Origin of the sequence: Polynucleobacter sp. Tro8-14-1 (assembly GCF_018881655.1) — a bacterium.
GTDB lineage: Bacteria > Pseudomonadota > Gammaproteobacteria > Burkholderiales > Burkholderiaceae > Polynucleobacter.
In genome coordinates this window covers 220,612-233,019 of sequence record NZ_JACVPX010000004.1, presented here as the reverse complement: position 1 = coordinate 233,019, position 12,408 = coordinate 220,612, and the positions used below count along the sequence as shown (strand labels likewise).

Here is a 12,408-nt window from a genome sequence, read left to right as displayed (position 1 = left end):
TCAATAAACTGGGCGCAGACTTTACGGATGGCTTTGCCGTTTTCTTTACGGAAGTTCGCAATGGTTTTAAAGTCAGGAGCTAAGCGGGTAATGAGCCACATGAGTTCAACATTACGTAGCGCTTCAGTTTCAAGGCGACGAGTCGATGCAATACGGTTAAGGTATCCATAGACATACAATTTCAACAGCACTGCAGGATGATAGGACGGCCTACCAGTATCAGCAGGAACTACTCCTTCAAAACCCAAACTCTTTAAATCTAATTGATCGACAAACAGATCAATGACGCGCACGGGATTTTCTTCGGTGATGTACTCATCAAGTAACTCTGGTAACAGCGTACTTTGGGTTCGATCTTGGCCAGTAATGAATCGTTTCATCTTCATGAACACCCGTTAATTAGTGATACTTAATTAACGTTTGAGGGTGCTTAGGTGTTTACAAAAACAGGGGGATTATTGGGGGTTTTTACACAGCCTCGACCCATTTGAGACCTTCGGAACAACAAAAAACCCGCACTAGGCGGGTTTCTCATCTACAACTAAATCAGTTTGATTAGAAACCCACTGTATAAGTCGCCATCACCGTGGTTGTTTGAACCGCTTGATATGGTTCTTGACGATAGATACCAGTAATGCCTAAGCGCTGATTCTTCTCAACATCGTAAGATGCGCCAAGCATTGCTGTTGGACGAGTCTTAACAGGATTAGCATTGAAGTTAATCGGAGTAAGCCCTGTAATGCCAGTAGCTGAGTAAGTGCCATTACTTGTATTGGTATCTGTTTCAACGCCAACACTAGCAAAAGCGGTGGCTTGCGGGATAAACTTGTATTGAGCGCCTACGCCAGCTAATGCCGTAGTAGCGTTTGTGTTGAGTGCTGAATATGTCAATGGTGCTGTGACTGTTGAGCTAGCAGCTTCGGTGTAACCATTCATATTGTTTTGTGTATAACGAACACCAACATATGGTGAGACGATGACATTCTCAACAATGCCAAAACCATACTTAGCCGTTACTTGTGCACCTTGGCTATTAATCGGAGCACTACCATTACCAGCCTCTGAAGCCGTTGCACCCGTACCAACAACTGAGCGTGTGACTGTAGCGTTCTTTTGACCATAAGCAGCAGATACCTTCACTTCAGCACCAGTGCCGCCCAGCCTTTGGTTCCAAGCACCAAACAAACCAACGAGTGGAGTGTTATTACCAAGATTAACTGTGGAGCCTGCGTTGTTTACTGATAAGTTCTGATCTGCGTAAGCACCAATGCGATAGTTCGGATGTGGGCGATAAGCAGCAATCAACAGTGCGCTCGTGTTATTTAAGCCATTAGCAGCTGAAACAGCAGTATTGCGACCACCAGCAGAGACACAAATATTATTGGCGCCAAACTCTGTACAGTCGTATGAGAAGCTGTTTGCTAAGGTGGTGTTTAGAACTGTGACAGTGCCTTGTAATGGCTGAACTGTATTCGTTAAAGAAGCCTGAGTATTGACTGTAGATGGGCCCGTTACCGGCAATGGTGGAGCTGAGAGTAATGACAAATCCCAAATGTTACTGCCTGAAGCCGTCTCATTAAGCGTATAGGTATAGCCATTCGATGTTTGTGTCCCGCTGGTTGTAGCGCTTCCGTAACCCAAATTGGCTGAAGTTATGCCATTAAGTACTGTGCTGTAGTTACCTAAAACACCGGAGCCTTTAGTTGATAAAGCAGAAATACCAAAAGCCATCGAACCACTTGAGCTGTAATTAATTAACTGCCCATAATGCGAAGTGGAATTGATAATGATGTTGTAGTTCTGGGGTGAGGCGCCGTAATAAGTAAGTGCGTTTCCGTTAGAGGTATGTGTTGCTGTTCCGCCTTGACCGTTGTTAAGGATAGCAAGAACAGCACCGCCATTATAAATTCCGTAATTATTTCCAGAAATAGTGCCAGTATTAGTTATGGCGTCAATGTTGGCATAGAATTTGATCCCCACATTGCCACCTAAAATACTTCCAGAGTTGGTGATTGTCCCTATAGAGCCTGGACTACCCAAGTAGATACCATCAGCACCAGAGCCGCCGGAAATTAACCCCGAATTTAAAATTGAATCAATTCTTCCGTAATTTTCTATTCCATAAGCACCAACGCCAACAATTGACCCGGAATTAGTTAGGACTCCAATTGTTCCACCAGCATAAATCGCATCATAAGCTCCGCCCCCTCCAATAGTTCCAGTATTTGTTAAGGTGCTAATTGTTGTTCCAGGTGTCGAGGAGTTAATCGCATAACCATTGACGCTCGCCCCAATGACTCCAGCATTTTGTATAGTCACGGTAGTTAGAGCGCTATTTAAAATGTAATCCGTACAACTAGCGCTTGAGTTAAGGTCTAAGGAAGTGTTTCGAGGGCAAACTCCCGCAAAGGCGTTCGCAGAAAATAATCCGCTTAATATAAAAGTTGAGCTCGCAACGAGAATTAGCGACTTGATGTGATTTACAGAAAAAATGGATTTCATTGGAGACTCAATTTAGTTTGAAGAGTGGAAAGTATTTTAAATGAAACTCCCACCTGTCTGTCGTCATAAAAACAACAAATACATCAATCTCTTACCGACCAAAGCCTTTTCTCACCGCACCACTAGCCAACTCGATTTGAGCATCAAGCTCTCCAGCCTCAACTGCGCTTTTGACCAACTCAAGCGCTTTAACTAGCTCAGCGGGATTTCCCACTTCCACGCTATGTTTGCCTTTAGCAAGCTCTAGCGGACGACTACCGTATTTGACACAAAAACAAACTTTGCCGAGCTCGTTCTTAAACCACCATTCTCGTATGCGTTTAGGCATTTCGATCCCCTACCTATGCCCGTTAATGGCCGTTCTCTGCTTCTCGAGTGCTTAAAAATACTCTATTTTGAGTGTCCGCAGATCATCTAATAACAGCCACTTAAACCCTATTACCTCTGCAGTATCCACTTAAATTTATAACAGATTAACGGCGGTAAATAGAGTCTCTTTAGAAGAGTTGTTCCCAATTTGGGAATTTTTTTCACTCTCATAAAACACGGCAGTAGACAGCAGAGCTATATTCCATATAGATTAAATGACTAGGCCTAAACCCGCGACAACCAGATGAACATTCTATATAGAACATCAAAAAGACAGATGGGCCTGCGGTAGTTTTTGGGGATCTTAAAACCATTAACCTATATAGATCAAGGCTTTGCGGGAAGATGCTCTCAACAATTTGAGGGATCAAGAAACGGTGATTTAGGCGCAAGAAACGACAAGAAATTCCCAAATTTCACACTAAAAGCTGTTGATTTTGAAAGAATCGGACAGGAAGTCCTTATTCTATATGGGGCGAACGACGGGGCTCGAACCCGCGACAACCAGAATCACAATCTGGGACTCTACCAACTGAGCTACGTCCGCCACTGAAGACCTAGATTATAGCTTTTTGCTCAAAATACTGTCAAAAACACCCTTTTAAGGCCCGCTATTAGGCACTTTCGAACTCAAAAGCTGCCCAATCCCCAAGGCATAGGCTCGCATCGATAAAGAAGTCCAAGATGGCGGCTTTGCTCTGAACTTTGGCCAAAGCGTGATGATCTGAGAGACGCTGACGCCAATACCGCGATCCTGCCCTGCCATGAGCTAAGCCGAGGATATGTCTTGTGAATGCACCGATATAAAAAGGCTTGCCTTTGGCTTGGCACTCATCAAACCAAGCTTGAACTTGCTTGACTAAGGCAACTTGAATGCGATGCCACTCGGTTTCGCTAAATAGGTAGCCAGCTGCGTCACCATCCGTATTAATCATGTCATCCCAGCCTAAAAGTAGCGCCGGGAAATGATATGCAGCCCTTCCCACCATGAAACCATCAAAGTCATCCCAGTGGCCAGCAATTTGTTCATTAGTTTCCAAACCACCATTAAGCAATACTTTGAGATTCGGAAATTGCTTCTGCGCATCTACTCTGAGCTTTGCAGCTACTTCATAACGCAACGGTGGTTTGCTGCGATTCTCTTTTGGCGATAAACCTTTAAGCACTGCATTACGTGCATGAATGGTTACCTGACTGGCACCAGCATCGGCAACAGCAAGAATAAAGTTCAGCGCAAATTGGTAATCAGCTTCAGAATTTGCGGCATCCATCGAGTCCAAGCCCAGACGATGCTTTACGGAGATCGGAATATCAACCGCTCCCCTCATAGAGCGCACACAGTCTGCAACTAAATTAGGCTCAGCCATTAAGCAGGCGCCAAAGGCACCACGTTGCACGCGCTCTGAGGGGCAACCGCAATTGAGATCGATTTCATCGTAACCCCACTGTTGAGCTAGTTCGGCAGAACTTGCTAAGTCGCCGGGCTCTGAGCCGCCTAATTGCAAAACAACAGGATGTTGCTCTTGTGAATAATCTAAATGACGTGGCACATCCCCATGCATGAGCGCACCAGAAGTGACCATCTCTGTATAAAGAACAGCCTCTTTAGTGAGCGTGCGATGAAACGAACGGCAATGGCGGTCCGTCCACTCCATCATGGGGGCGACTGCTAAGCGTTTCTTTGGAGTATTGGTCATGAACTTCGATTAAATGGCGATTGACCGCCATTTTAAATGCATAAGGGCAACCGAAGCTGCCCTTACTGAAGATGCACTTGATGGCTAGCTTATTTAGATAGCTTCGCCTCTAACTCAACCGCAAGATCTAAGGCACCCATGTAACCGGACTTCAGATGATTCGGTAGATCGGGGTCACCAACCATAGCGCCCAAGGTTTCTACAAGGCTAAAAACTAAACCTTTAGCAGCGCCCGCGGCAATCGTATTGTTTGCCACAGCTTCATCAATATGATTGACCGCATCCAGAAAATAATCATGCCCTGGGAGGCCATCTGGCCCTAAAGCTTCTTTGTTTAATTCTTTAGTCATTTGTGTCGTCCTATGAAGTCTTTATTTATAGCATTTGATCCACTTTATAGAAAAACTTGCGTGCATAGGCAAGAATTTCTTTATCAGTAGGATGATCAACCGTTTCTACGCCAACAATCTTTTCTGCAATATTGGCATCATGTTTGTGCGCGTGTTTGATGAGCTCTAATTTTGCAGAACCTGGACCAAGAATCAAAATTTCTTTGGATTCATTCACGGCATTAATAACTGAATGCAAATATTTGGAATCTAAAGCTAGTTTGCCACTACCCACTTCATTTGCCTTATGGTGCAAATGCGCATGAGTAGTTTTACTGCGAATCACTTCAGCTTCGCTAGCCTCTGCGCTCAAGAACATGACGTGAGCTTCTTTATGGTCAATCCAAATTACCGCATGATTTAATGACATATTCTTCCTATGATTAGTATTAACTACCCTTTCAGAATACTCCTGCAATGCTTGGTAATTACTGGAAAATCATTACTAAAGGGCTTTTGGGGTTGATTTAAGTCAAATTGTTTGCATTTGTATTAAATTCGTATACTCAGACCATTCACATTTAAGCTCATTATGGCCATGTCCCCCAATAAATACATACCTATTCGATATATTCCATTTAGCCTTTGTATCTTGGGGGCTGTTGTGAGTTTTGCCTCTTTACAACTACACCCACAGGCTTGGAATTTCTTCCTACTATTTGGCTTTTTATCATTCGTGGGCATGTATGACGTCTCACAAACTAAAGTAGCCATTCTTCGCAACTACCCCGTTATTGGTCATTTGCGTTTCATGCTTGAATTCATTCGACCTGAAATTCGCCAGTACTTTATCGAGGGCGACAATGATGAAACCCCTTTTTCAAAAGAGCAGCGCACATTAGTCTATTCACGCGCTAAAGCTGTACCGGATCAAATTCCCTTTGGTACCACGCTGGATGTGATGGCTCCTGGCTACCAATGGATTAATCAATCATTAGCCCCTACCCGTTTGCCCAGCCATGATTTCCGGGTCGAGATTGGTGGCAAAGATTGCAAACAAAAATATTCAGCCAGCATCTTTAATATCTCAGCCATGAGCTTTGGGTCCCTTAGTGCTAACGCTATTTTGGCTTTAAATCTTGGAGCTAAAAAGGGTGGCTTTGCTCATGACACTGGTGAAGGCTCGATCTCCCAATACCATCGCGTACATGGTGGTGATCTCATTTGGGAAATTGGCTCTGGTTACTTTGGCTGCCGCAATACTGATGGTAGCTTTAATGAGAAAAAGTATGAGGAGAATGCTTTAGATCCTCAGGTCAAGATGATCGAGATCAAATTGAGCCAAGGCGCCAAGCCTGGTCATGGCGGCATCTTGCCGGGCTCTAAGGTGACGGCTGAAATAGCTGCAGCACGTGGCGTCAAGGAAGGGGAAGCCTGCATCTCCCCCGCATCACATAGCGCCTTCTCTACGCCACTTGAACTCATTCACTTTGTGAAGAAATTACGCGACCTCTCTGGAGGTAAGCCAGTTGGCTTTAAGTTCTGCGTTGGCCATCCATGGGAATGGTTTGGCATTGTCAAAGCCATGCTAGAGACTGGCATTCATCCGGACTTCATCGTAGTGGATGGCTCTGAAGGCGGGACAGGTGCATCGCCAGTGGAATTTACTAATCACGTGGGCACACCACTACAAGAAGGCCTGCGCCTGGTTCATAACACCCTTGTGGGTGTAAACCTAAGAAATCAAATCAAAATTGGTTGTGCCGGAAAGATCATTAGCGCCTTTGATATGGCTGTAGCTTTTGCTTTAGGTGCCGATTGGTGTAATAGTGCGCGTGGCTTTATGTTCTCCATTGGCTGTATTCAGGCGCAGGTTTGCAATACGGGCAATTGCCCTACTGGCGTCACTACACAGAATCCATTGCGCCAGAAAGCATTGGTAGTGCCGAATAAAGCTGAGCGCGTATACAACTTTCACAATGAAACCCTGAAGACTTTGAAGGAGCTGGTGGAGGCCGCTGGATTACATCATCCCGGTGAAATTGATGCCCCCCATATCATCAGGCGTATTAGCAAACATGAAGTTCGACTTCTCTCTTTCCTGCTGCCTGAGATGCCTGCTGGCCTGCTACTCAACGCTGAACACATAGATCCAGGGTTGAACCTACCAAGAGTATTTGAGCTGTATTGGCATCGCTCCCAAGCACAAAGCTTTTCTGCCCTGAAAGCCTAGGTCTACAGCATTCCTACAGAAGGGTTTTATTGAGGCTTTTTACCTTCAGTTTTATGGCGATACATCTCTAGATCTACTTCATGCAGGATTTCTGAGACGGATCTGGCTGTATCGCTATATGTAGCCATGCCAATACTTAAGCTAACTGGGTATCCGGAGTCACTCATCGTCTGATCAACTGTTTTAACAATATCGCCACATATCTGATGCATTTGCTGCTCATTTACCCTTGATGCAACAATCAAAAACTCATCGCCACCCAAGCGGAAAACATAACATTCTCAACTGTAAATTTCATCAAGGTGTGTGCGATCTATGTCAGAGCTTGATCACCCACCAAATGTCCTCGAACATCATTAATTTTTTTGAAGTCGTTTACGTCAATCAGCGCGACAGAAAATACTTCCTGGGCCTCTTCTAGCCTTGCAATCGCCTGCTCTATCATGATGCGAGCCCAGCGCCTATTCCATAAACCCGTCAATGAATCGGTATTCGCTAGAAGATTTACGCGCAGTTGACTACGTCTGAGCGACCTGGCAAGCCACATAATTAATAGGGTTGCCAGAAAACGAATCAAAATATTTAAAATCTCTATCGTCGTAAAGTAGAAAGGGAAATAACCATCCCCAAAGAGAAAATAATTTTCAAATAAGGTAGCGATAATCAGAGCTGCGATCACCACCTTCATTGACTTTGCATTTAATGCAATGATTGCCGCAGGAAATAAATAGAGCAAAACCAATCGGTAATCATCGGGCGATAAGACATCGATCATTACAATCAATAGCAGCAAACCAAATCCAAGCAGCACGGCAATTTTTGGCTTGACCCCGAACAGACTTTCGACGTTGTTCACTTGCATCATTCCCGATCAACCCAAGTGAGTGAATTTGCAGCCACAGGCGTTAATCGATAAACATAGGTCGATCTTGGAGACACCATAAATCCATTGAGGTCATATAGAAACGATCTTTTACGCGCTACCAATTTATGTTTGACGAGCTTACTAAAGTCACGACTTAATTGTGGGCAGCGTGGATATTCATTGGAACGATAAAAGACTTTTGCACCGGTTGCTTTTACATATTCCACAATGAGGTCGGGGCTGCACTCCTCCAGACCGGCTGGCTGGTGCCTCAATCGATTTAATAGCCAGCGGTAACGAGGTTTAGACGTCATTAGTAATATGTTAGCTTAAGAGCTAATATCGTGCTAGGTTTTATGCCTATTTTTAGTGCAGACCTTGCTCCTACCCTATAAAAGAGAACTGGGTAGAACTAAAGCCCTAGTACTTGAGGGCTATTAAAGACTCTTTTTGACCCATCAATGGGATCAATAAACCCTATCTCTTTGGCAAGCAGTTGTAATGGCTTTGAAAAGTCCAAATCATATTCTTGGTAAGGCGTAAGTATGGGGTAGATCTGATCATGCTTCATGGGGATATTGAGGGAATTGAGATGGCAACGCAGTTGATGCTTTTTGCCGCTACCCGGGGTAAGTCGATACTTAGCCCATGGCTTGTTTGTTGCTATGAGCTCAATCAAGGTATCTGAGTTTGGCTCACCTTCAATTTCTTGCATTTGCAGAAAATGTTCCGATTCTTGAATGCGGCTTTGATAAGTGATTGGAAGCTGTTTTTCTAATTCTTCAGAATACGGTGCTATTGCTTCATACACCTTTTTGACTGCCCTATCCCTGAATAAATTTTGGTATTGAGCTCTTTCACTTGGGTTAACTGAAAAGATAACTAGCCCTGCAGTATCACGATCAATTCGATGTATCGGGCTGAGTGTTTGGATGCCTGTTTTTTTCTTAAGTCGATTTAATAAAGTTTGATGTAAGTAAAGTCCGCTTGGCGTTACAGGCAAGAAATGGGGTTTATCTGCAACCAGAATATGTTCATCTTGATAGAGGATCTGCTCTTCAAATGGGATCTCTGGCTCGCGAGCTAGTCGCCTGAAGTACAGCAAGTGAGTATTGGGCATATAGGCGTCACTTGCATTAAGGGCATGGCCTTCTTGGTCGAGAACAAGCCCTTCATGAAAGCGATCGATCCACTCTACTTCGCTAATGTGCGGAAACTGAGCAACAAAAAATGCCAGCAAATTCAGATGAGATTGATCTGCAGGCAAATACACCCGCGATGCTGAAACTCCTTCTGAATTAACTTGTGTGCTCATAGCGCCCCATAGATAGGAGCCCTATTTTATGCTTTTCCCTGAGCGTTATTGGCGTCGCTTTATTTAGCCTGACCAAATACTGGGTCGCGCTTTTCTAGGAAGGCGGTAATGCCCTCTCGGTAGTCACTTCCCATATACACATTCTTGCGCAAGGATTGCAAGTGCTCAAATACGGCGGGATTCATGACTGCAGCATCAGAGAGCATTTGCGCTTGGGCTTTGAGCACAGAGTTAGCCTGGGGTGAACGCGAAGCAATGGTTCGAGCCATTTGGTAAGTTTTTAGCTCTAATTCACCGGAGACGTAGAGATGATTCAGGATGCCAATCTGCAAGGCACGATCAGCGCCTATAGGATCGGCAGTCAGGAACATTTCTTTAACAACGTTCAAGGGCATGCGTGACATGAAATGCAGAATTCCGCTCGCGGTATAGGGGAGCCCTAACTTGGCCGGTGTAATTGCAAAGGTGGAGTCATGGTCACCAATGGCAATATCGCAACTCATGATTAAATCAGTCGAAGCGCCCCATACTGACCCATCTACCATGGCTATCACCGGCGCCCTAAAGGCTCTGATGGATTGAAGCAAGACCATAACTGGGTCATCAGCGGGCAAAGGATCCCGCTCTGATCTAGGCAATTCCATCACATCATGGCCTGCAGACCAAACTTTATTCTTTTGATCTGATCTCAGCACCAAGACCCGCACATCTTGCTTACCAAACTCTTCTAAAGCATGATGCATCTCTTCTATCAAGCGCTCACTTAATGCATTACGCTTTTCGTAGTGATTAAACCGAATTGTGGCGATTAAATCAGCCTGCTCTGTTTTGATGTATTGATAGTTCAATGCGCTGCCTCTTTATTTATTATTTTTGGTTGTCTGCGTATTAAGCCGCAATCAAAATATCACCTAGCTCCATCTTCTCCCACCAGATAAAGGGTAAAAGATAGACCGGCTCCCCAGCATCCTGAAGAATTTCCAGCGCCCCATCATTGGTCTTGTTGGCCTCATACTTTCCAGGATTGAGAGGTTTGCAGCCATTATCCGTACCATCATTGCGACGCATTCTGGCAATGATATTTCGAGTGATATAGACGACCATATTTCCTCCTGATTAAAGTGCTGACTGAATGTGGTTGCGAACTACTGGATAAATCTGGCTTTCCCAGCGCTTCCCATTGAATACCCCGTAATGGCCGACGCCCGCTTGTAAGTGATGTGACTTCCTGTATCCAGGCAGGCCAGAACAGAGATCTTGCGCCGCTAAAGTTTGTCCAATGCCACAGATATCGTCTCGCTCACCTTCAACGGTGAGCAAAAAGGTTTTCTTAATCAGCTTTGGATTCACTAGCCTGCCTTGGTATGTCAAAGTTCCATTAGCTAGATCGCGATCCATAAATACTTTTTTAATGGTTTCTAAATAGAAAGGCCCCGACAAATCCATAATTGCAAAATATTCTTCATAAAAATCATGAATCACATCCGCCTTCTCATCCTCACCATTAACGCGATACTCATATAGCTTTCTGAAGGATTCTGCATGGCGATCAGGATTCATACTCATAAATGCCATAAGCTGCAAGAAACCTGGATAGACTTTCCGTCCAGTGCCATTGAATTGATTTGGAATAACCCCGATGAGCTTTTCTTCAAACCAAGACATGGGTTTGCTGGTAGCTAATTCATTGACCTTTGTTGGACTTTGACTGACATCAATCGGCCCAGCCATCAAGGTCAAGCTTGCCGGGACATAGGGACTCTTGTCTTCAGACATGATGGCTGTGGCTGCTAAGCAGGCTACTGTTGGCTGACATACCGCCATCAGGTGGGTTTGCGGTCCGATCACCTGCAAGAAGTTAATGATATGCTCGACATAAGCATCAAAGTCAAAGTCACCACAGCTCAATGGAATGTCACGAATGTTCAACCAATCAGTTACATAAACTTCATGATCAGTTAGAAGTGTCTTAATGGTTCCCGCTAACAAAGTAGCAAAGTGTCCTGACATTGGAGCGACTAAGAGGATTTTCGGTTGACCAGAAATGTTGGGCTTTGAAAATCGAATCAAGTTACAAAAATGCGTTGAGTAAATTAATTCCTCTGTAACAGGCTGCTCCACCCCAAATGAATCTATGACAGATTGAATTTTAAAATCAGGTCTTGTGTGCGTAAACCCAAGCAAAGAAATTTGCTCGTAGTGCGCAGCTAATCGCTGCATAGGGTTAAGAGAAAAGTTTCCAAACCAATTAGTAGAGACGCGCTCTGACGCTTTTGCAAACATCCGAACCGGATTATGCAAATTAGCAAAGGTTTGATAAGCTTTGTACATCATCTATGGGCACCGCTTTCTATATGACGCAATGCTCGTTCTGTAGTTTTGAGTGCTGGGTCAAATACCCTACTCAAAGACACATCATTGGCAATAATGGCTGCGGTTTGTGCTGCACGTGCTGCCACGATGGATAAATTCACGAAACCAGCAACATTAAAAGTTTTGAGAAGGTCTGGCAACTCTTCGTCCTCTGAGGCAACTTCGCCAGCCTCTATCTTTTGATAAAGCTCGCGGTAGTAACTCTTCATACCATCGAGCTCCTCAGCAATCGTCATAATCCGCTGAAACAAGACCGCAAAGTCTGATGCCAGCACATTGTTTTTGACTACTTCCATGGGGTTACCCCTGGCACCTCGGCTGGAGCAACAGAAACTGGGATGGTTCCAAAGTCCGCAGGGCCCACTATCTCGAGATATTCCATATCGGGCGAATAGTCAAAGAGGAAATGGGTGATGCCCGGCATTTGATGAACAACATCGCCCGCCTCAACTAAGGTGACCTTATCTTCATACATAAACTTGGCCCAACCTTTAGTCATAATGACAATTTGGAACTCTGCTACGTGATAGTGCCAACCAGTACCATTCTCTGGTGGCTTATTGGCCTTCACGAGATGAGCAATAACCTTGCCCTTAGTGGCCTTAGCGACACCCAAATCTTTATAGAGAAAAAAATCTCTTAGGCCGCCTGGTAAAAACTGAGTATCAGCGGGTTTTACATGAGAAAACTCGGTATCACTTTTAAAGTTTACGGGTGCGTTCATT

Annotated in this window: 16 protein-coding genes and 1 tRNA gene; 1 reads left to right on the top strand and 16 read right to left on the bottom strand. The window is 44.6% G+C overall.

Annotation, left to right across the window (positions count from 1 at the left end):
- The 7 genes from ICN34_RS06300 to ICN34_RS06270 form a co-directional block, all read right to left on the bottom strand.
- On the bottom strand, positions 1 to 380 hold a 380-nt coding region (locus tag ICN34_RS06300), incomplete at its 3' end, for a transposase (RefSeq protein ID WP_216121488.1).
- 175 nt (positions 381 to 555) lie between these two features.
- On the bottom strand, positions 556 to 2,319 hold the full coding sequence (locus ICN34_RS06295) for an autotransporter outer membrane beta-barrel domain-containing protein (RefSeq protein WP_216121466.1): 1,764 nt from the start codon (positions 2,317 to 2,319) through the stop codon (positions 556 to 558).
- A 274-nt stretch (positions 2,320 to 2,593) separates the two neighbouring features.
- Positions 2,594 to 2,830 (bottom strand): hypothetical protein, encoded by a 237-nt coding sequence (locus tag ICN34_RS06290; RefSeq protein ID WP_216121464.1) that lies wholly within the window; start codon positions 2,828 to 2,830, stop codon positions 2,594 to 2,596.
- 512 nt (positions 2,831 to 3,342) lie between these two features.
- Positions 3,343 to 3,418, bottom strand: a tRNA-His gene (locus ICN34_RS06285).
- Between the two features lie 67 nt (positions 3,419 to 3,485).
- Positions 3,486 to 4,568, bottom strand: a complete 1,083-nt coding sequence (gene dusA / locus ICN34_RS06280; protein WP_216121462.1) for a tRNA dihydrouridine(20/20a) synthase DusA — start codon at positions 4,566 to 4,568, stop codon at positions 3,486 to 3,488.
- Between the two features lie 89 nt (positions 4,569 to 4,657).
- Positions 4,658 to 4,918 carry a hypothetical protein gene (locus ICN34_RS06275; RefSeq protein ID WP_216121460.1) on the bottom strand — a complete coding sequence of 87 codons (261 nt, stop codon included), beginning with the start codon at positions 4,916 to 4,918 and terminating at the stop codon, positions 4,658 to 4,660.
- Between the two features lie 25 nt (positions 4,919 to 4,943).
- Entirely contained in the window at positions 4,944 to 5,327 is a 384-nt protein-coding gene (locus ICN34_RS06270; RefSeq protein ID WP_216121458.1) for a translational machinery protein, read from the bottom strand.
- A 162-nt stretch (positions 5,328 to 5,489) separates the two neighbouring features.
- On the opposite strand from ICN34_RS06270, the gene ICN34_RS06265 reads away from it, so the two are divergent.
- Positions 5,490 to 7,130, top strand: coding sequence for an FMN-binding glutamate synthase family protein (locus ICN34_RS06265; protein WP_216121456.1), 1,641 nt, complete (start codon positions 5,490 to 5,492; stop codon positions 7,128 to 7,130).
- Between the two features lie 26 nt (positions 7,131 to 7,156).
- Here ICN34_RS06265 and ICN34_RS06260 read toward each other — a convergent pair whose 3' ends face one another.
- From ICN34_RS06260 to ICN34_RS06220, 9 genes are all read right to left on the bottom strand, one after another.
- Positions 7,157 to 7,393 (bottom strand): diguanylate cyclase domain-containing protein, encoded by a 237-nt coding sequence (locus ICN34_RS06260; protein WP_255538586.1) that lies wholly within the window; start codon positions 7,391 to 7,393, stop codon positions 7,157 to 7,159.
- A gap of 50 nt (positions 7,394 to 7,443) precedes the next feature.
- Positions 7,444 to 7,995 (bottom strand): diguanylate cyclase domain-containing protein, encoded by a 552-nt coding sequence (locus tag ICN34_RS06255; RefSeq protein ID WP_216121451.1) that lies wholly within the window; start codon positions 7,993 to 7,995, stop codon positions 7,444 to 7,446.
- Complete coding sequence (locus tag ICN34_RS06250) at positions 7,992 to 8,309, bottom strand: hypothetical protein (RefSeq protein WP_216121449.1); 318 nt, start codon at positions 8,307 to 8,309, stop codon at positions 7,992 to 7,994. Before ICN34_RS06250 ends, ICN34_RS06255 begins: the two co-directional genes overlap by 4 nt.
- Before the next feature lie 98 nt (positions 8,310 to 8,407).
- Positions 8,408 to 9,310, bottom strand: a complete 903-nt coding sequence (locus tag ICN34_RS06245; protein ID WP_216121447.1) for a pseudouridine synthase — start codon at positions 9,308 to 9,310, stop codon at positions 8,408 to 8,410.
- Between the two features lie 59 nt (positions 9,311 to 9,369).
- Positions 9,370 to 10,158: a methylmalonyl-CoA decarboxylase gene (gene scpB, locus ICN34_RS06240; protein WP_216121445.1), complete on the bottom strand. Its 789-nt coding sequence runs from the start codon at positions 10,156 to 10,158 to the stop codon at positions 9,370 to 9,372.
- Between the two features lie 40 nt (positions 10,159 to 10,198).
- Positions 10,199 to 10,414: a hypothetical protein gene (locus ICN34_RS06235; RefSeq protein ID WP_216121443.1), complete on the bottom strand. Its 216-nt coding sequence runs from the start codon at positions 10,412 to 10,414 to the stop codon at positions 10,199 to 10,201.
- 12 nt (positions 10,415 to 10,426) lie between these two features.
- A complete protein-coding gene (locus ICN34_RS06230) occupies positions 10,427 to 11,644 on the bottom strand; it encodes a polyhydroxyalkanoate depolymerase (RefSeq protein ID WP_216121441.1) in 1,218 nt (405 codons plus the stop codon).
- Positions 11,641 to 11,979, bottom strand: a complete 339-nt coding sequence (locus ICN34_RS06225) for a hypothetical protein (protein ID WP_072583494.1) — start codon at positions 11,977 to 11,979, stop codon at positions 11,641 to 11,643. The genes ICN34_RS06230 and ICN34_RS06225 overlap by 4 nt, the downstream gene beginning before the upstream one ends.
- Entirely contained in the window at positions 11,970 to 12,407 is a 438-nt protein-coding gene (locus tag ICN34_RS06220; RefSeq protein WP_072583493.1) for a cupin domain-containing protein, read from the bottom strand. Before ICN34_RS06220 ends, ICN34_RS06225 begins: the two co-directional genes overlap by 10 nt.
- Position 12,408 lies beyond the last annotated feature (1 nt).